General features: G+C 71.3%; 15 protein-coding genes. 10 read left to right on the top strand and 5 right to left on the bottom strand.

Annotation, left to right across the window (positions count from 1 at the left end):
* Positions 1-31: 31 nt before the first annotated feature.
* Positions 32-646 carry a TetR/AcrR family transcriptional regulator gene (locus GA0074692_RS09230; RefSeq protein ID WP_091641788.1) on the bottom strand — a complete coding sequence of 205 codons (615 nt, stop codon included), beginning with the start codon at positions 644-646 and terminating at the stop codon, positions 32-34.
* An 88-nt stretch (positions 647-734) separates the two neighbouring features.
* On the opposite strand from GA0074692_RS09230, the gene GA0074692_RS09235 reads away from it, so the two are divergent.
* Together GA0074692_RS09235 and GA0074692_RS09240 are read left to right on the top strand one after the other, a co-directional pair.
* Positions 735-2,036, top strand: a complete 1,302-nt coding sequence (locus GA0074692_RS09235; RefSeq protein WP_091641791.1) for an MFS transporter — start codon at positions 735-737, stop codon at positions 2,034-2,036.
* A 156-nt stretch (positions 2,037-2,192) separates the two neighbouring features.
* Entirely contained in the window at positions 2,193-2,861 is a 669-nt protein-coding gene (locus GA0074692_RS09240) for a hypothetical protein (RefSeq protein ID WP_091641794.1), read from the top strand.
* 79 nt (positions 2,862-2,940) lie between these two features.
* On the opposite strand, the gene GA0074692_RS09245 is transcribed toward GA0074692_RS09240, so the two are convergent.
* The 4 genes from GA0074692_RS09245 to GA0074692_RS09260 are packed head-to-tail and all read right to left on the bottom strand — an operon-like array spanning position 2,941 to position 7,233.
* Positions 2,941-3,801 carry an SDR family NAD(P)-dependent oxidoreductase gene (locus tag GA0074692_RS09245; RefSeq protein WP_091641799.1) on the bottom strand — a complete coding sequence of 287 codons (861 nt, stop codon included), beginning with the start codon at positions 3,799-3,801 and terminating at the stop codon, positions 2,941-2,943.
* Positions 3,798-4,640, bottom strand: a complete 843-nt coding sequence (locus tag GA0074692_RS09250) for an amidohydrolase family protein (RefSeq protein WP_091641803.1) — start codon at positions 4,638-4,640, stop codon at positions 3,798-3,800. The genes GA0074692_RS09245 and GA0074692_RS09250 overlap by 4 nt, the downstream gene beginning before the upstream one ends.
* Complete coding sequence (locus GA0074692_RS09255; protein ID WP_091641807.1) at positions 4,637-5,824, bottom strand: mandelate racemase/muconate lactonizing enzyme family protein; 1,188 nt, start codon at positions 5,822-5,824, stop codon at positions 4,637-4,639. Before GA0074692_RS09255 ends, GA0074692_RS09250 begins: the two co-directional genes overlap by 4 nt.
* Complete coding sequence (locus tag GA0074692_RS09260; RefSeq protein WP_091641809.1) at positions 5,824-7,233, bottom strand: aspartate aminotransferase family protein; 1,410 nt, start codon at positions 7,231-7,233, stop codon at positions 5,824-5,826. The genes GA0074692_RS09255 and GA0074692_RS09260 overlap by 1 nt, the downstream gene beginning before the upstream one ends.
* Positions 7,234-7,496: 263 nt before the next feature.
* Here GA0074692_RS09260 and GA0074692_RS09265 point away from each other — a divergent pair, with 263 nt between their 5' ends.
* The 8 genes from GA0074692_RS09265 (at position 7,497) to GA0074692_RS09300 (ending at position 18,378) form a co-directional block, all read left to right on the top strand.
* Complete coding sequence (locus GA0074692_RS09265) at positions 7,497-8,312, top strand: IclR family transcriptional regulator (RefSeq protein ID WP_088984272.1); 816 nt, start codon at positions 7,497-7,499, stop codon at positions 8,310-8,312.
* Between the two features lie 284 nt (positions 8,313-8,596).
* On the top strand, positions 8,597-10,684 hold the full coding sequence (locus GA0074692_RS09270; RefSeq protein WP_218106603.1) for a hypothetical protein: 2,088 nt from the start codon (positions 8,597-8,599) through the stop codon (positions 10,682-10,684).
* A 30-nt stretch (positions 10,685-10,714) separates the two neighbouring features.
* The gene (locus GA0074692_RS34620) at positions 10,715-12,898 is read left to right on the top strand and encodes a peptidase C14 (RefSeq protein WP_091641815.1); all 2,184 of its coding nucleotides are present in this window, start codon (positions 10,715-10,717) and stop codon (positions 12,896-12,898) included.
* A 29-nt stretch (positions 12,899-12,927) separates the two neighbouring features.
* Positions 12,928-14,190, top strand: a complete 1,263-nt coding sequence (locus tag GA0074692_RS09280) for a Gfo/Idh/MocA family protein (protein ID WP_245730245.1) — start codon at positions 12,928-12,930, stop codon at positions 14,188-14,190.
* Between the two features lie 22 nt (positions 14,191-14,212).
* The gene (locus tag GA0074692_RS09285; RefSeq protein ID WP_091641818.1) at positions 14,213-15,448 is read left to right on the top strand and encodes an ABC transporter substrate-binding protein; all 1,236 of its coding nucleotides are present in this window, start codon (positions 14,213-14,215) and stop codon (positions 15,446-15,448) included.
* A gap of 97 nt (positions 15,449-15,545) precedes the next feature.
* A complete protein-coding gene (locus GA0074692_RS09290) occupies positions 15,546-16,448 on the top strand; it encodes a carbohydrate ABC transporter permease (RefSeq protein ID WP_091641821.1) in 903 nt (300 codons plus the stop codon).
* Positions 16,445-17,350 (top strand): carbohydrate ABC transporter permease, encoded by a 906-nt coding sequence (locus GA0074692_RS09295; RefSeq protein ID WP_091641824.1) that lies wholly within the window; start codon positions 16,445-16,447, stop codon positions 17,348-17,350. The genes GA0074692_RS09290 and GA0074692_RS09295 overlap by 4 nt, the downstream gene beginning before the upstream one ends.
* 5 nt (positions 17,351-17,355) lie before the next feature.
* The gene (locus GA0074692_RS09300; RefSeq protein WP_091641829.1) at positions 17,356-18,378 is read left to right on the top strand and encodes an NAD-dependent epimerase/dehydratase family protein; all 1,023 of its coding nucleotides are present in this window, start codon (positions 17,356-17,358) and stop codon (positions 18,376-18,378) included.
* Position 18,379 lies beyond the last annotated feature (1 nt).

The following is an 18,379-nucleotide window of genomic DNA, read 5'->3' on the forward strand; positions in this document are numbered from 1 at the left end:
AGAGCCACCCGGTGACCGGACAGGGGCCTCGTCATTCCTGCGGCCGGCTCGCGATGAGTAGGTCGAGGGCCTGGGTGTAGACGTCGGCTGACACCCCCTCCGGATCGATGAAGTTCTGGAAGAGGACGCCGATGTCCAGCGCGAGCATCATCGCCGCAAGGTCCTCGGCTGGCAGTGGCGGATCACCGTCGGTGAGCTTCTCGATCTGGGCGGCGTTGGCTGTGCGGACCGAGCGCATCCAGCGCGCCATGATCTCGCGGCTTTCCGGCTGCCTCATGCTGTGCAGCCAGAACTCGGTGAAAGTCAGCACGAACCGCCGCACCTCCGGGGTGGTGGTGTTGGCCTCGAAGCTGAGCCCTAGGTAACGCAGCCAGCGTGCGAGTGACGTTGTGTCTTCGGTGCCGGCGCCGTCGTGGCCCGCATTGGCGACGTGATCCTCGGACAGGCGGCGTTCCAGCAATGCCTCCATCAGTGCCTTCTTGCCCGCGAAGTTGGCGTAGATCGCTCCCTTCGTCAACTGCGCGGCAGTGGCGATGTCCTCCAGTGACGTGGCGTGAATCCCGCGGTCGGCGATCAGCGACTCCGCCGCGTCCAGCAGGCGTCGACGCGTGCGCTGCTGCTGTTCTGCTCGTGTAAGCCGCTCCATCGACAACCCCCAAGTTGTTTGACATTCCGTCCGGCATCTGAATACCGTCTGGTATCTCATTACACCACCGTGGGAGAGAAGGCGTGACATGAGCGTCCTGCCGGCACCTCAGGCGCTCCGTCGCTACCTGATGCTCCAGGCGCTGCGGTGGTTCCCCGTCGGCCTCCTGGCGCCGATCATGGTGCTGCTCATGATCGAGCGAGGCCTGTCTGCCTCCCAAGTGGGCGCGGTCATCGCTGTTCAGGGCTTCGTCGTCCTCCTGCTCGAAGTCCCCACCGCCGCCTTGGCGGACTCGATCGGGCGCCGTACCGTGCTGATAGCCGCCGGGGTAATCAATCTCGCCTCACTGGCCCTGCTCGTCTTCGCCGATTCACTGGCACTCTTTGCCGTGTTCGCGCTCCTTCAGGGCATCTACCGCGCGCTGGACAGCGGTCCACTCGACTCCTGGTACATCGACGCCATGCTCGCCGCCGACCGCGAGGCCGAGTACGAGACCGGCCTGAACCGCGCAGGGTCTGTCCTCGGTGTCGCTATCGCCCTCGGCGCCCTCGCCAGCAGCGGTCTCGTCGCCCTGGACCCGGTGCCAGGACTCGACTCGCTCGCCGTGCCGGTAGTCATCGCTGCCGCGCTTCAGCTCCTCACCTTCGCAGGGCTGTTTGTCATCCACGAAACAGCCCCCCGAACCGGTGCCTGGTCCTTGCGCGGCTCGATGAGAGGCGCCTCCATCGTGACGCGGGACTCGCTGCGGCTCGTGCGCAGCTCCCGGGTATTTCTCTGCCTTGTACTGGTCGAGGTGGTGTGGAGTTTCGGCATGGCAAGCATCGACACGCTCATGCCGCTGCGCATGACCGAACTCTCCAGCAGTACCGACCACACAGCGGCGATCATGGGACCGGCGAGTTCCGCAGCCTGGCTCGCCTCGGCTGCCGGCGCGGCACTCATCCCAGTTCTCGGCCGGTGGTCGTCGCCCGCGATGAGCGCTGCCCTCCTGCGGATCCTGCAAGGCACCGCCGTAGTGGTCATGGCCTTCGTCGCCGGGCCGATCGGAGTCGCCGTTGCGTATGTCGCCGCGTACACCGTCCAGGGCGCGTCGAACCCGATCCACCAGGGTCTGCTGCACCGCCAGGTGGACAGTTCTTCGCGGACCACGGCAGCCTCCCTGAACTCGATGGCGTCCCAGGCCGCGTTCGCTCTCGGATCGGTCGCCCTCGCCACCCTCGCCGACTTGTCGAGCCTGACCGTCGCGATCGTCGTCGGCGCGATCATTCTCGCCTTGGCCGCACCGCTCTACCTGCCGGCACGATGGGTCAAGCAGGCAAGTATCGAGCCCGCCCAGCCCGCTGCACCTCCGGCCGCCGAGGTGCCGGAGAGAATTACAGAAAGGGCCTGATCGCAACCGGGGAGCTCGGGACCCTACCCGCCGCACCCCTCGTCCGGTGAGACGACGCTGCTCCCTCGTCCCACCAACCGTGCACGGGGTCGTAATTCCCTTGCAGTCTGCGTCGGCGTGCCTGAGATTGCCGGGGGAGACGACGGGAGGTGCCCGGTGACGCATGCCGAGGCGGTCATCGCGGCGCGGAACAACGCGGCGTGGTGCGACACGGTCTGCCGTGCCCACGGCACGGTCGGGGTGCGGGACGCCGACGCCTGGTCGGTGCCGCGCCGGTCCCCGCCGTGGTATCCGGACGCGGTGACCCTCCGGCCGCAGGCGCGGGCCGCCACGCTGCTGGACCGGATCGACGCCGGGGTGGGCGCGTCGGTCAAGGACAGCTTCGCCGCCCTCGACCTGACGCCGTACGGGTTCCGGGTGCTCGTCGAGGGCCGGTGGATCCACCGGCCGCCCGGCGGCGTGCCGGACGGACCCCGACTCATCCCGGTGGCCACTGCGGCGGCCCTCACGGACTGGGCCGACGCGCACGGCGGGACGGCGCTGCGCCACCCGGCGCTGCTGGCCGACCCGGCGGTGACGGTGCTCGCCGCGTACGATCCGGCCGGCCGCGTGACCGGCGGTGCGGTGGTCAGCCGGGGCGGCGGGACGCTCGGCGTGTCGAACGTGTTCGGCGCCGACCCGGCAGCGGTGTGGCGCGGGGTGTGCGCCGCCTTCGGCACCGAGCCGCTGGTCGGCTGGGAGACCACCGACGACCTGCCACCCGCGCTCGACGTCGGGTTCCGGCCGGTCGGGCCGTTACAGGTGTGGGTGCGCCCACCGGCGTGACCGGCGATCCGCGCGGCCTGCCGGTCACCCGACCGGCCGGAGGTTTCCGGTGCGGGCCGGGCCCAGGGAGGCGGCCACGTCACCCCCGGTCGGTGTCCGCCGGGGCTCCGTCTCCGGACAGCGTGGTGCGGTACGGCGGCATGAAGCGCAGGCGGGGCATCTGGTCGGCCAGCACACCGCCATCCACCACCAGGTGGGTACCGGTGACGTACCGGCCGGCGTCCGAGGCGAGCAGGAGCAGCGCGCCCACACAGTCGGCGGGGGTCCCGTACCCGCCACGCAGCGGGATGCGCTGTTCCCAGGCCGCGTCGAACGCCGCCCGGTTCAACGGGAACTCCCCGTCGATCGGCGTGGCGATCATGCCGGGGGCGATGGTGTTCGCGGTGATCCCGTGCGGGCCCAACTCGGCCGCCAGGGACCGGGTGAGCAGTTCCACCGCCCCCTTGGAGGCGTTGTAGTGGGCCAACCCGGCCTCGGCGACCAGGCCGTTCTTGGAGGAGACGTTGACGATCCGGCCGGGCACGCCGTCGGCGATCATGTGCTCGGCGACCCGCTGGGCGCAGAAGAAGACCGCGTCCACGTTGACCCGCATCAGCTCTCGCCAGCCGGCCACGGTGATCTCGTTGAAGTGCTCCAGGCGGGCCACCCCGGCGTTGTTGACCAGGATGTGCAGCGGACCGTGGGCGGCCCGTAGGCCGTCCACCCAGGCGCTGATGGCCTCGGTGTCGGCCAGGTCGAACGGATGCCGGTGGGCGACCCGACCGAGCCCGGTGACCTGCTCGGCGATCGGCCCGAGGTCCACCCCGGGCCGGTCAACCAGGATCAGGTCGGCGCCGGCCGCCGCCAGGCCGACGGCGAACGCGGCGCCGAGACCCCGGGCCGCACCGGTGACGACGGCGAGGCGGCCGCTGAGGTCGAACGAGGGCGGTACGGCGGTCATGCGAGCCCCAGCAGGTCGAGCGACGGACGGTGGATAAGCTGCTCGATCTGGTCGACGTCCAGCGGGTCCAGACCCGGGATGCCGGGCACCCGGCCCACCCGGCGCAGTCCGTCGACCGAGGCGTCGACGGTGGTGAACGGGTAGTCGCTGCCGAACAGCAGCTTGGGCCAGACCCCGTAGTCCTGCACCAGACGGAGACTGTGCCAGAGCTGGAACGGCCGGTAGTGCAGGGCGGAGACGTCGGCGTAGACGTACTGGTGCTTGCGGATCACCGCGATGCACTCCCCCTCGTACGGGTGGCCGAGGTGGGCCAGGACCATCCGCAGTTGGGGGTGGCGGATGGCCACCTCGTCCAGGTGCACCGGCAGCGCGTAGCGCAACGGCGCGGTGGAGACGAAGGTGGTGCCGGTGTGCACCAGCAGCGGCAGGCCGTGTCGTGCCGCGTAGGCGTACAGGTCGTCGTAGGCCGGGTCGGCCGGGTCGAAGCCGGCGTACATCGGCATCAGCTTGATGCCGCGCAGGCCGAGGTCACGGTGCCCGTGCTCCAGTTCGTCGCGCCAACCGGGCTGGGTGGGGTCCAGGGCGAGGTAGCCGATCAGCCGCTCCGGCTGGGCGGCCACGTACGCCGCCACCGCCGCGTCGTCGACCCAGAGGCCGGACCGGCGGGCCTTGCCGCCGACCACGATGGTGCGGGTGCCGGCGGGTGCGGTGGCCGCGTACTCCGACCACCGCACCGTCAGGTCGACCTCGCCGCCGTGTGCCCGGGACGCCTCGGCGGCGAACGGGTCGTCGACGTGCTCCGGGCAGTCGAACAGGTGCGAGTGCACGTCGACGATCATCGCCGGTCCCGTTTCTCCCAGCCCTCGGCGAACATGTTCCAGAACCCGTGACTCGGCGGGTGCTCGGTGAAGACCTCGTCGACGAGTTCGATGCCGAGACCGGGCGCGGTGGGCAGGTCGACGTGGCCGTCCACCACCGGCAGCGCGCCCCGGACGGCCTCGAAGACGTAGTCCTCCAGCAGCCCGTCGAAGGTTTCCAGGATGGTGAAGTTCGGCATGCCGAGCACGGCCTGCACCGACGCGGTGGTGCACAGCGGCGAGTTGGAGTTGTGCGGGGCGACCAGCATGGCGTGCTGGTCGGCGATGGCGGCGAGCTTGCGGACCTCGGTGAACCCGCCCGCCATCGACAGGTCCGGCTGGATGATGTCGACCGCGTTCGTGGCGAACAGCCGGGCGTACTCGTAGCGGTTGTGGAAGTGCTCGCCGCCGGAGATCGGCATGGTGGCGCGGGCGCGCAGCTCGGCATAGCGCTCGATGTGCGTCCAGGGCAGCGGCTCCTCGAACCACCCGAGGTCGAACGGGGCCAGCTCACGCACCAGCCGGGCGGCGGTGGGCATGGCGAACCGGGCGTGCCCCTCGACGAAGAGGTCGACGTCGGGGCCGACCGCGTCCCGGACGGCGGCCACGATGTCGATCGACCGGCGCAGTTCGGTACGGGACAGCTCGCCCAGGCCGGCGCCGAACGGGTCGAACTTGAGCGCGGTGTACCCCTTGGCGACGGTGGCGACGGCCCGTTCGGCGAACGCCGCCGGTTCCCGGTCGCCGGTGTACCAGCCGTTGGCGTAGACCCGGACCCGGCTGCGGCACGCGCCGCCGGTGAGCCGGTACGCCGGCACCCCGAGCGCCTTGCCCATCAGGTCGTACAGGGCCTGGTCGACGCCGGACACGACGATTCCGCCGACGTCCCCGCCGCGCAGGAAGTCGCCCTGGTAGAGCCGGAGCCAGATCTCCTCGACGTCGAACGGGTCGGCGCCGATCAGGTGCCGGCCGGCCATCGCCTCGGCCAGCTGGCAGGTCTCCCGGCCCCGGTACGGGTGGGTGATCTCGCCGACCCCGGTCAGCCCGGCGTCGGTGTGCACCCGCACGTAGGAGAAGTCCCGCCAGGCGGTGCCGAGGGTGAGGGTCTCCACCCGGCTGATCCGGCCGGCCGGACCGACCGGCCGCGTGGTGTCGACGGTGAGCATCAGGACACCCCCCGCGCCGGGACCGCGCCACCCGTGGCAGCCGTGCCCGCCAGTGCGCCACCCATGGTGGCCGTGCCCGCCAGTTCCGTCACCCCGCCCGCCGCGACGGTGTCGCGGACCGCCGCCCGGGTGGCCTCGACCAGGTGGTCGACGTCGGCGTCGGTGTGGGCGTAGGAGACGTGGTTGCGCTTCAGGTTGAGCGGCAACTCGAAGATGCCGTGCTCGGGCATCCGCCGCCGGTAGCCGATGAACATGCCCGCATCGTTGCGCAGCAGGTCGTCGTAGGTACGCGGAACCGGGCCGGGCATGAAGTAGCTGACGAAGACCGAGCCGTGCCCGGTGACCACCGCCGGGACGTCGAGGTCGGCGAAGACCTCGGTCAGCCCGGCGCGGATCCGCTCGCCGAGCCGGAAGACGTGCGCGTGGACCGGCTCGGCGCGCAGCTTGTCGAGGGTGGCCAGCGCGGCGGCCACCACGGCGGGGTGACCGTTGTAGGTGCCGGCGAAGAAGGCGGGGGCGCCGGGGCGGGTGCTGAACAGGTCCATCAGGTCGGCCCGACCGCCGAGCGCGCCGACCGGGTAGCCGTTGGCGATGGCCTTGCCGAGGGTGGTCAGGTCCGGCGTGACGCCGCTGATCTTCTGCCAGCCGCCCAGGTCGTGCCGGAAGCCGGTGATCACCTCGTCGAAGACCAGCACGCTGCCGGCGCGGGTGCACTCCTCGCGGAGCGCGACGAGGAACTCCTGGTCGGGCAGGAGACAGCCGACGTTGTGCGGCACCGGTTCGACGATCACGGCGGCGATGTCCGCGCCGTGCGCGGCGAAGGCCGCCCGGACCTCGGCCACGTCGTTGAACCGCAGCACCAGGGTGGCGTCGAGCACCTCGGGCAGGATGCCCGTGGAGATCGGGTCGGGCCTGCCCACCCGGTCCGGCGCCGAGATGACGTTGAGGCTGACCGAGTCGTGCCAGCCGTGGTAGCAGCCCTGGAACTTGACCACCAAGCGACGGCCGGTGGCGGCCCGGGCCACCCGCAGCGCGTGGAAGGTGGCCTCGCTGCCGGTGCTGGTCAGCAGGACCCGTTCGATGCTGGGGACCAGGTCGGCCAGGGCCTCGGCGAGTCGCACCTCGCCCTCGGTGACGGCTACGCCGCACAGGTCGAGCCGCTGTCCGGCCTCCGCCACCGCCGCGTTGACGTCGGGGTCGTTGTGTCCGAGCAGGGGTGGGCCGAAGGCCGCGTGGTAGTCGGTGTAGGCGCGCCCGTCGGCGTCCCAGAAACGCGCGCCAGCGGCCCGGGTGATCACCAGGTCGGTGAGGCCGGGGATGCTGCGCTGACCGCTGTTGACGCCCCCAGGAATGACCCGGCGGGCCCGCTCGGCGAGCGAGGTGCCGGACGGGGCCGATCGTGGATTCACACCTGTCTCCTCATCGGTGCGGTGTCGTGGCCCAGCCCGGTCACGACACCGCGGTGTTGTCCGCCGCGAGAGGAACTAGTCGAGTTTTCAGAACACCGTTCGGCATTACCAAACGCTGTTCGGCATACTAGGCACGGCGATTCCGCATGGTCAACTGAGTGGGGCAAGATTCCCGAACGACTTTGTTACGCTGTTCGGCCTTGACGAACACTGGCTGCCGTACTGGCCGAACACCCTCCGATCCGCTGACCGAAGAGAGGACCATGACCGTCACCGAAGAAACGGACGGCTCCCGCTACCTGGTGCGCAGTGTCAGCCGGGCGGCCGAGGTGCTGGAGGCGCTCGCCGCCGCCACGCCCGGGCACGGGTTGAGCGTCACCGACGTGGCCCGGGCCTGCGGACTGTCCAAGAGCGCCGCCTTCGCCACCCTGCACACCCTCTGCCAACACGGGCTGGCCGCGGACGACGGCGAGGGGATGAACCGGCGCTACCGGCTCGGCATGGCTCTGGCCCGGCTCGGGGTCCGCGCGCAGGAGCAGCTCTCGCTCCGCGACATCGCCCGCCCGGTGCTCGCCGCCCTGACCCGGCAGACCGGACTCAGCTCCCGGCTGGCCGTGCCCGAGGGGGAACACGCGGTCGTCATCGACCAGGTCAGCAACGGCGAGCGGATCCAGATCGAGCTGCGGATGGGCACCCGGGAACTGCCGCACTGCACCGGACTCGGCAAGGCGCTGCTGGCCGAGATGTCCGCGCCGCAGGTCCGCGAGCTGATCGACCGGGTCGGCCTGCCCCGGCGGACCGACCACACCATCGTCGACCTGGACTCCCTCCTGGCCCACCTCGACGACGTCCGGCAGGCCGGCTACGCGCTCGACGACGAGGAGGACGCCGAGGGCGTGTTCTGCATCGGCAGCGCGCTGCGCGACCACACCGGGGCCTGCTCCGGGGCGATCAGCGTGACCGGCCTCAAGCTCGGTCTGCCCAGCTGGCGCTACCAGGAACTGGGGCGGCAGGTCCGGCAGGCCGCCGAGGAGATCTCCGCCCGCCTGGGCTACGCCGGCCCGCAACTCACCTCTTGACACCTGGTTCACCAGCTGTTTAACGTCACCGCCAACGTCACGACCTGCGGGTCGTGACGGGTCGGGACCCAGGTCACGACCACTCTCGGGCGAACATGCTGACGCCCGCCGCGCCGCAGCCCCGGCGCCGGGCCGTACGGTCAGCAGCTCCGCCGCCTGCGCGCCTCGCGCGTTTGCCCGACCTTCCCCCTCCGCCCTCCGGCGCTCCCCCGTGCCGGACGGGCGCCCCGCACCGCCGGACGGCGACACCGCCGTCCGCTGGACCGCGAAGGTCGAGGCTCTCCATGGGTCAACCCGGTTCATCCACCCTTTCCCGCGAACCCCTGCTCCAGGTCGACACCGTCGCCGCACTGCGCCGGCTCGACCCCGACGACCTGACCGCCCGCACCCTGGTCCGGGTCACCGGCCACCACACCCCCGGCGACGGGGGCGGCGCCCTGTTGCGCTGGTCACCGACCAGCACCGTCGCCGGCAACGGCGGTACCGTGCACGACCCGTACGGTCGGCCGACCGGCCGCTGGCTGGCCCTGCACGACGGGGTCGGCGACTTCCGGATGTTCGGCGTCTTCGGCCGGGACACCCCGGCCGACGCCGCACTGGACGCGATGGTCGCCGACCCGACGATCCACCGGATCGAGGCCCACACCGACCTGCGCTTCGTCAAGCGGCACACCTTCGGCCGCAGCGACATCGAGCTGGACTTCGGCGGGCACACCGTGCACACCGACGGGATCGAGCGCAACACCCACGACAACCCGTTCGGCGCGGTGCTCTACTTCCGGGGCACGGTCACCGACACGGTGGTCACCCACACCCTCACCGAGACGGTGCCGGAACTCTCTGACGTCTTCGAGGTGCCCGACTCCGGCCGGTTCGCCGTCGGCCAGTGGTGGACCGCCACCAGCAACGCGCTCACCGGCCGCGACGAGCGGGAGCTACAGAAGATGGTGCGGGTCACCCAGATCGTCGACGGCCGACACATCCGGGTGGACTACCTTAACGGCTGGGAACTGGCCCCGGGACGGACGATCACCTGGCGGCGGGTCGAGCCGGTGCGGCGGGCCCACGTCCGCAACATGGTCTTCCTCGGCCACGTCGCGTTCACCGGTGAGTACCCGGGCACCGGACCGGACGACCGCGAGTACAGCGGCTCCCACCCGATCGCCTACGAGTACGCGGTGCGCTGCGACGTCTCCGGCATCGACGCCACCGGCACCTGGTGGCCGGTGATCATGCGGCGCTGGTGCAGCCACTTCACCACCGCGAACTGCACCCTGAAGAACCCGCCGACCGTGATGTACGGCGGCGCCGGCTACCTCACCCAGCAGATCTACTGCCTCTACGGGCACGTCGTGGACTGCCGCAGCTCCAACGCCCGGCACCTCAACGACCTCACCGCCTCGGCGTACTGCGTGGTGGAGAACTGCCACGGCGACGGGGACGACGCCGGCGGCAACCCGTTCACCACCCACGGCCAGTACGAGCACGACCTGGTCTTCACCGGCTGTTCCGGCCTGATGGACATCGCCAACAGCGGCGGCCAGTGGGGCGTCAGCGCCAAGCGGATCACCGTCCGCCGGCACGTGTGCTCCTGGTTCGTCGCCGGCACCAAGATCACCGACCTGACTCTCGAGGACGTCCGGGTGATCGCCCGGTCGACCTTCGACCCGGCCGGCACCCTCCAGGTCAACGCCGACGGCCTCCAGATGCGCGGCTGCTCGGCCCGGACGCTGAGCATCGCCCAACGGTCCGCCCGCTCCCGCCGACCCAACATCGTCGCCGACTGCGACTTCGACCAGCCCGCCGGCACGGTCGTCGTGCAGACCCCGGTGAGCAACCCGGTGCACTTCGTCCGGACCACCTTCCGAGGGCTCGACGGAGCGATCCTGCGCGGCTCCGGGCCGGTGCACCTCACCGACTGCACGTTGATCGGCAGCCCGACCGCCGCCCCGCTGACGGTCGGCGCGGCGGAGGTGGTGGTGTCCGGTGGCACGCTGACCGACACCGGCATCGAGTTGACCGCCGTGCGCGACCAGCGCCTGGTTCTCGACGGCGGTGCCGTGGTCACCGGCACCAACGCCCGTGGCACGCTGCTCGGCCGGGCCGCCGGCCCCGGTCAGGTCCGCGTCGAGTTGGGCGACTACCACAGCACGGCGGCCGACGCGGAGACAGCGCACGTCCGCCTCGACACCGGCGTCAACCGGTACCGGGCGTTCGGCGCCCGCTTCACCGGCGGACGCCTCGTCCTCCCCCCGGCGGGCTTCGCCGCGCCGTCGACGCTGCTGCACACCGGGTGCGTCGAGGAGGGAGTCGGCCGGGAGCTGTCCGCCGACTCCGCCCACGTCGCCACCGGCGGCAACCTCACCCTCTGACCGTCCGGCCTCCCAGGAGGAGACACCCCCATGGATCACACCTCCGAACCGACCAGCCGCCGGACGCTGCTGCGCGCCTCCGGCCTCGGCGGGCTCGCCCTCGCCGGCACCGCGCTGGCCTTCTCCCCCACCGCCTCGGCCTCCGCCGCTCCCGCCGAGTCGGGGGTCGACCCGCTGAGCCCGGGCCGCGACGCGGTGTTCCACGTCCCCACCGTCGCCGCGCTGCTCGGCCTCGACCCGAAGCAGATCGACGACGGCCATCTGGTGCACATCGACGGCCACCACGCCGCCGGGGACGGCGGGGCCCGCCTGGTGCGCTGGGTCGCCACGAGCAGCACGCCCGGAAACGGTGGCACCGTGCTCAGCCCGTACGGGGACCGACCGGGCAGCGGCCGGTGGCTCCAGGTGCACGACGGGGTCGTCGAGTTCCGGCACTTCGGCATCTTCGACGCGAAGACCCCTGCCGACGCGGCCCTCGACGCGATGGTGAACGACCCGACCGTGCACCGCATCGAGGCCCACTCCGACCTGCACTTCGTCAAGCGGCACCGGTTCACCCGCAGTGACCTGGTGCTCGACTTCGGCGGGCACACCATGAGCACCAAGGGCATCGAGAACGCCGGACAGGACGACCCGTTCGCCGCGGTGCTCTTCTTCCGGGGCACCGTCACCGACCAGGTGCACACCCACAAGCTCACCGAGGTGGTGAAGGAGGGCTGGGACTCCTTCCAGGTCGGTGACTCGTCGGCCTTCGCCGTCGGCCAGTGGTACGCCGTCGAGGTCAACCAGCTCGCCGGCCGCTGGGAGCGGGAGTTGCAGAAGCTGGTGCAGGTCACCCAGATCGTCGACGGCACGCACATCCGGGTCAACTACAAGGACGGCTGGGAGCTGGCCGCCGGCCGTACCCTGACCTGGACCCGGGTCGAGCCGGTCAGCCGGGTGCACGTGCGCAACCTGGTCTTCACCGGCAACGGCGCCGACCAGTACACCGGTTCGCACCCGCTGGCCTACGAGTACGCGGTGCACTGCGACGCCACCGACATCGACGCCACCGGCAGCTTCTGGCCGGTGATCATGCGGCGCTGGTGCACGTACTTCCACACCGCCCGGTGCACCCTGACCAACCCCACCTCGGTCACCTGGGGCGGCGCGGGTTACCTCACCCAGCAGATCTACTGCCTCTACGGGCACGTCGAGGACTGCCGCACCTCCAACGCCCGGCACCTCAACGACTGGACCGCCTCGGCGTACTGCTACGTCACGAACTGCCACGGCGACGGCGACGACCAGGGCCCCTTCGTCACCCACGGGCAGTACGAGCACGACCTGGTCTACACCGGCAACTCCGGGCTGATGACCTTCGCCAACTCCGGCGCGGCCTGGGGCTCGGCGGCCAAGCGGATCACCGTCCGCAAGCACGTCTGTTCCTGGTTCGTGGCCCGGGTGAAGGTCACCGACCTGACCCTGGAGGACGTCCAGGTGATCCGCAAAGACGGGCTGGCCGGTTCCGGGATGATCTGGGTCAACGCCGACGGGATCCAGATGCGGGGCTGTTCCGCCGACGACACGCTGATCGTCTCGCAGGCGTCCAACCGGTCCGGGCGGCCCAACATCATCGAGGGCTGCGCGTTCCGGCTCGCCGCCCGGGCCACCGCGGTGGTGCAGCCGAACGTCACCGTGCCCGTTCACCTGGTGCGGACCACGATCACCGGACTGGACGGGCACACCTTCGACGGCACCGGGGCGCTGCACCTGACCGACGTGACCCTGACCGGCGCGGCCGGGGCCGCCCCGATCGTGGTCAGGGCCGCCGAGACGCGGATCTCCGGAGGCACGCTGACCGACACCGGGATCCGGCTGGCCGGCGCCGCCGACCAGCGCCTCACCGTCGGCGGCGGGGCGGTGCTTCGTGGCACCAACGCGGCGAAGGCCCTGCTCAGCCGGGATGCGGCCAGCGGTACGGTGCGCTGGGAGCTGGGCGGATACCTGAGCGTGGCCGCCGACGCGGACACCGCGCACGTGGTGGTCGAGTCCGGGCGGAACCGGTACTCGGCGGTCGGCACCCAGTTCAGCGGCGGTCGGCTGCGGCTGACCGACGCCGGCTTCGGCGCGGGTTCCTACCTGCACCACACCGGCTGCGTCGAGGAGGACGTCGACCGGACGCTGCCCGCCGCCGGGCCCCAGGTCCGCGACGCCGGCAACCTGACTGTCTGACCAGCCGACCCGGAGCGAGGAGGAGCGACGTGCCGCAGCAGGACCGGCCGGTGACCGTGGCGCTGGTGGGCGCCGGCAACCGGGGCCAGACCTACGCCCGCTGGGTGGCCGCCCACCCGGAGCGGGCCCGGCTGGTCGCGGTCGCCGACCCGCGCGACCACCAGCGGTCCCTGGTCACCGCCGCGCACCCGGACGCCGCCGGGTTCACCGACTGGCGGGACCTGCTCGCGGCCGGGGTGGCCGCCGACGCGGTGATCGTCGCCACCCAGGACCGGATGCACGTGGAGCCGGCGGTCGCGTTCGCCGCCGCCGGCCACCACCTCCTGGTGGAGAAGCCCCTCGCCCCGACCGCCGAGGAGTGCCGGCGGATCGTCGACACGGTCCGCGCCACCGGGGTGCTCTTCGCGGTCTGCCACGTGCTGCGTTACACCCCCTACACCGACCTGGTGAAACGGGTGGTGGACAGCGGGGTGCTCGGCGAGGTCGTCAGCGCGCAGCACCTGGAGCCGGTCGGCTGGTGGCACTTCGCCCACTCGTACGTGCGCGGGCCGTGGCGGCGGGAGGACCGGGCCACCCCGATGCTGCTGGCCAAGTCCAGCCACGACCTGGACTGGCTGAGCTACGTCACCGGCCGGCGGATCGAGCGGGTGTCCAGCTTCGGCGGCCTGCGGCACTTCCGCCCCGACCAGCGTCCGGCCGGGGCCACCGACCGCTGCCTGACCTGCCCGGTCGAGCCGGACTGCCCGTACTCGGCACCGAAGCTCTACCTGCCGACGCTGCGCGAGCGCGGGCCGATCTGGCCGGTCAGCGTCGTCACCGACGGCACCGACGAGCCGGCGCTGCTCGACGCGCTGCGCACCGGCCCCTACGGGCGCTGCGTCTACTCCTGCGACAACGACGTCGTCGACCAGCAGGTGGTGGCGATGGAGCTCACCGGCGGGCTGACCGCCACCTTCACCGTTACCGCATTCACCGAGCAGACCCACCGACAGACCCGGCTGTTCGGCACGCACGGAACCCTGACCGGCGACGGCGAGCGGGTCCGGGTGCACGACTTCCGCACCGACCGGATCGAGCAGATCGACGCCGGCACGGTCGGCGGCGCCACCGCCGCCGACGACCACGGCGGTGGCGACAGCGGCGTGATGGACGCCTTCGTCCGCGCCGTCGCCACCGGGGACGGCCACCACATCCGGTCCGGACTGGACGAGTCGCTCGCCAGTCACCTCGCGGTATTCGCCGCCGAGACGGCCCGACACACCGGCACGGTCGTGACCGTGCCCGCGCACTGAACCACCAGAGAGGACGAGACAGATGCGAGTACGCAGGTTCGCGCCGGTCGCGGTCGCCGCACTGCTGACCGGGCTGGTCGCCGCGTGCGGCGGAGACGGCGCCGGTTCCGACGGGAAGCAGTCCGTCACCATGTGGATCTACCCGGTGATTCCCGACGAGGCCAGCCACCGGGGCTTCTGGGACCAGCAGGTCACCGCGTTCGAGGCCGACCACCCGAACATCGACGTCAAGGTGGAGATCTTCCCCTGGGCCAAGCGGGAGGAGTCGCTGACCACGGCGATCGCCGGTGGCAAGGGACCGGACGTGGTGTACCTGATTCCCGACCAGCTCGGCAAGTTCCACAACGTGATCGAGCCGGTCGACGAGTACCTCTCCGACGACGCGAAGGCCGACTACCTGGACAACGTCCGCGCCGCCGTCACCCTCGACAGCAGGATGCTCGGCGCCCCGATCCTGACCAGCAGCAACCCGCTGATGTGCAACGCGCGGGTGTTCGCCGAGGCCGGGGTCACCGCGTACCCGAAGACCTGGGCCGACCTGCTCGCCCTCGCCCCCACCTTCAAGGCCAAGGGCTTCGACGTCACCAACTACTACGCCGACCCGAACGCCACCCTGAACCAGTCGTTCTACCCGCTGCTCTGGCAGGCCGGCGGGGACGTGTTCAGCGCCGACGGGAAGTCGGTGGCCTTCGACGGACCGGAGGGCGTGAAGGCGCTGACCTTCCTCAAGCAGCTCGTCGACGGTGGGTACGTGCAGAAGGACCTGATCACCAGCATCCCGGCCTTCGAGCAGACCAACGTCGCCAAGAACAAGGTGGCCTGCACCTGGCAGCACGTCCCGGCCGACGTCGAACAGTTCTGGGGCAAGGAGAACATCAAGATCTTCCCGCCGCTGGCCGAGGCGAAGAGCGTCGGGTACGGCACCGTCGGCAGCCTGTCCATCCTGAAGGCCAGCAAGGCCAAGGAGGCCGCCGGTGAGTGGGTGGACTTCGTCACCGGGCCCTCGGCGGCCACGGCGTACGACAAGCAGGGCAACTACTTCTCCGCGAAGAAGTCGGCCGGCCGGCTCTACGCCGACGACCCGGTACGCAGCGCGATGGAGCAGACCCTGACCAGCACCACCGTCGGCACCCTGCACGAGAAGAGCCGCGAGGTGATGGGGGTGCTCGCCCCGGAGATCCAGGCCGCGCTGATCGGCAAGAAGACCCCCGAGCAGGCGCTCGCCGACGCGGCCAAGGCCGCCGAGGCGCTGCTCTGACCCGTCGACCACGGCCCGCCGCCGTCAGCGTCCCGGCGGCGGGCTCCGCGATACCGGCTCCGACGGTCGGTGCCGTACCTGAGACAAGGAGGACGAGATGGCCGTACCGGCGCAGGTGGTGGCCCGACGATCCCGGCGGGTGGTCGCGCGGCGCGAGGCCCGCTGGGGTCTGCTCTTCGTCCTGCCCGCGTTCCTGCTGTTCCTGGCCTTCCGGTTCGGCCCGGCCATCGCCGGGCTGGTGCTCGGATTCATGGAGTACGCCATCGGTGGCGAGGCCGAGTGGACCGGGCTGGAGAACGCCCGACGGCTCGCCGACGACCCGGTGTTCTGGCAGTCGCTGCGGGTGACCACCGTCTACACCCTGCTGTACGTACCGCTGACCGTGGCCACGTCGGTCGGGTTGGCCCTGCTGGTCCGCCGGGGGTTCCGGGGCGTCGGCTTCTTCCGGTCGGTGTTCTTCCTGCCGGTGGTCACGAGTCTGGTGCTGGTCGCCACGATCTTCTCCTGGGTGTTCTCCAGCGAGGGACCGTGGTCGCGGATCCTCGGTTGGTTGGGCCTGCCGGACGGGTCCTGGCTGGCCTCCAGCACGCTGGTGGTGCCGGCGCTGGCGCTGGTCGGCGTCTGGTCGCACTTCGGGTACGGCATGCTGATCGTGCTGGCCCGACTCCAGGACCTGCCCCGGGAGCAGGAGGAGGCGGCGCTGACCGACGGGGCCGGCCCCTGGCAGCGGTTCCGCTGGATCGTGCTGCCGCAGCTGAAACCGGTGCTGTTCTTCCTGCTGGTGATCGAGACCACCGCCTCCTTCCAGGTCTTCGACCTGGTCTACGCGATGACCGGAGGCGGCCCGGCCCGGGCCAGCTACACCCTCGTCATGGCCCTGTACGACCAGGGCTTCAAGTACTTCGACCTCGGCTACGCCAGCGCGATCGGGGTGGCCCTGTTCGTGATGACCCTGGTCGTCGCGCTGATCCAGCGGCTCACCCTCGGGAGGGACAAGTGACCGCCACCGCCACCGGACACACCGCCGGGGCCACCACCGCCAGGCCGGACCGGCCGCCCCGACGGCGGCGCGCCTACCGGGCCCTGGAGCCCGGACCCGCCGGCCGGGCGCTGCGGTACGTGCTGCTCGCCGTAGCCAGCGTGGTCACCCTCTTCCCGTTCTACGCGATGGTGGTGCTCAGCCTGAAGCCGGCCGCCGCCGTCGAGTTCCCGGCCAGCCTGCTGCCCTGGCCGGTGGACGTGGACGCGTACCAGCAGGTGCTGGCATCCCGGAGCATCCTGCGCTGGCTGCTCAACACCGTCGTCTACTCGGTGGTCAGCGTGGTGGCGGTGCTGCTGCTCGCCGCGATGGCCGGGTACGCCTTCGCCAAGAAGCGCTTCCCCGGACGGGAGGCCATGTTCTGGTCGTTCCTGGCCATGGTGATGGTGCCCTACCACGTCACCCTGATCCCCACCTTCATCCTGATCGCGAAGGCCGGCGGGGTGGACACCTACTGGGGGCTGATCCTGCCCACCCTGGCCAACGCGCAGGCGGTGTTCCTGATGCGGCAGTTCATCCAGGGCCTGCCGGACGAACTGTTCGAGGCCGCGACGATCGACGGCGCGTCGGAGTGGCGGATGTTCGTGCGGATCGTGCTGCCGCTGTGCAAGCCGATCCTGGCCACCCTCGGCGTGTTCGTCTTCCTGTGGCACTGGAACGACCTGCTCTGGCCGTTGATCATCGGGCAGAGCGGAGACATGCGCACGCTCACCGTCGGCATCGCCTCCCTCCAGCAGGAGCAGGTGCCGCTCAGCGTCATGCTGGCCGGCTCGGTGGTCGCCTTCATACCCATCTTCGCCGCGTACCTGGTCGGTCAGCGCTACTTCACCGAAGGCGTCACGATGTCCGGAATCAAGGGTTGAGATCGATGTTCACGAACGAGTCCGAGTTGGAGGAGCGGCTCGCCCGCCCGTCGCCGGCCCTGGTCGCCGACCTGACCGACGGCACCGGTGACCTGGTGGTACTCGGTGCCGGGGGCAAGATGGGGCCGTCGCTGTGCCGGCTGGCCCGCCGAGGGCTGGACGCCGCCGGCCGCACCGGCGACCGGGTGTACGCGGTGTCCCGCTGGACCGACCGCGCCGCCGCCGAGGCGCTCGCCGCCGACCGTGTCGATCCGGTGCCGTTCGACCTGCTCGGCGACACCGACCTGGGCGGACTGCCGGACGCCGCCGACGTGGTCTTCATGGTCGGCGCGAAGTTCGGCACCTCGGCCGCGCCGTACCTGGCGTGGGTGGTCAACGCGGTGCTGCCGGCGGCGGTCGCCCGCCGCTACCCGACGGCGCGGATCGCCGCGTTCTCCACCGGCAACGTCTACCCGATGGTGCCGGTGGGCTCCGGCGGCTGCCGGGAGGCCGACCCGCCCGGCCCGGTCGGCGACTACGCGATGAGCTGCCTCGGCCGGGAGCAGGTCTTCGCGCACGCCGCCGCCACCCGGGGCACGCCGGTGGCGGCGCTGCGGCTCAACTACGCCGTCGACCTGCGCTACGGGGTGCTCGCCGACATCGGGCAGACGGTGCTGGCCGGCGAGCCGGTCGACGTGACCACCGGGCACGTCAACGTGGTCTGGCAGGGCTACGCCAACGAGGTGGCGCTGCGGTCGCTGCGGCACGCCACGCCCGACGTGTTCACCCTCAACCTGACCGGCCCGGAGACCGCCCCGGTACGGCGGATCGCCGAGCGGATGGGTGAGCGGCTCGGTCGGCCGGTCACTCCCACCGGCGCCGAGGCGCCCACCGCGCTGCTCAGCGACGCCACCCGCTGCCACGCCCTGTTCGGCTACCCGGACGTGCCGCTGGGCACCCTCATCGACTGGCAGGCCGACTGGCTCGCCGCCGGTCTGCCCACCTCGGGCAGGCCGACGAAGTTCGCCGTCCGCGACGGAAGGTTCTGAC

The sequence above is a fragment of the Micromonospora pallida genome (genome assembly GCF_900090325.1).
GTDB classification, from domain to species: Bacteria; Actinomycetota; Actinomycetes; order Mycobacteriales; family Micromonosporaceae; genus Micromonospora; species Micromonospora pallida.

Bases quoted from the DNA above. Each gene is read 5' to 3' on its own strand.
- GA0074692_RS09230 (WP_091641788.1), bottom strand. From the start codon at position 646: ATGGAGCGGCTTACACGAGCAGAACAGCAGCAGCGCACGCGTCGACGC.
- GA0074692_RS09235 (WP_091641791.1), top strand. From the start codon at position 735: ATGAGCGTCCTGCCGGCACCTCAGGCGCTCCGTCGCTACCTGATGCTC.
- GA0074692_RS09245 (WP_091641799.1), bottom strand. From the start codon at position 3,801: ATGACCGCCGTACCGCCCTCGTTCGACCTCAGCGGCCGCCTCGCCGTC.
- GA0074692_RS09250 (WP_091641803.1), bottom strand. From the start codon at position 4,640: ATGATCGTCGACGTGCACTCGCACCTGTTCGACTGCCCGGAGCACGTC.
- GA0074692_RS09255 (WP_091641807.1), bottom strand. From the start codon at position 5,824: ATGCTCACCGTCGACACCACGCGGCCGGTCGGTCCGGCCGGCCGGATC.
- GA0074692_RS09265 (WP_088984272.1), top strand. From the start codon at position 7,497: ATGACCGTCACCGAAGAAACGGACGGCTCCCGCTACCTGGTGCGCAGT.
- GA0074692_RS09270 (WP_218106603.1), top strand. From the start codon at position 8,597: ATGGGTCAACCCGGTTCATCCACCCTTTCCCGCGAACCCCTGCTCCAG.
- GA0074692_RS34620 (WP_091641815.1), top strand. From the start codon at position 10,715: ATGGATCACACCTCCGAACCGACCAGCCGCCGGACGCTGCTGCGCGCC.
- GA0074692_RS09285 (WP_091641818.1), top strand. From the start codon at position 14,213: ATGCGAGTACGCAGGTTCGCGCCGGTCGCGGTCGCCGCACTGCTGACC.
- GA0074692_RS09290 (WP_091641821.1), top strand. From the start codon at position 15,546: ATGGCCGTACCGGCGCAGGTGGTGGCCCGACGATCCCGGCGGGTGGTC.
- GA0074692_RS09300 (WP_091641829.1), top strand. From the start codon at position 17,356: ATGTTCACGAACGAGTCCGAGTTGGAGGAGCGGCTCGCCCGCCCGTCG.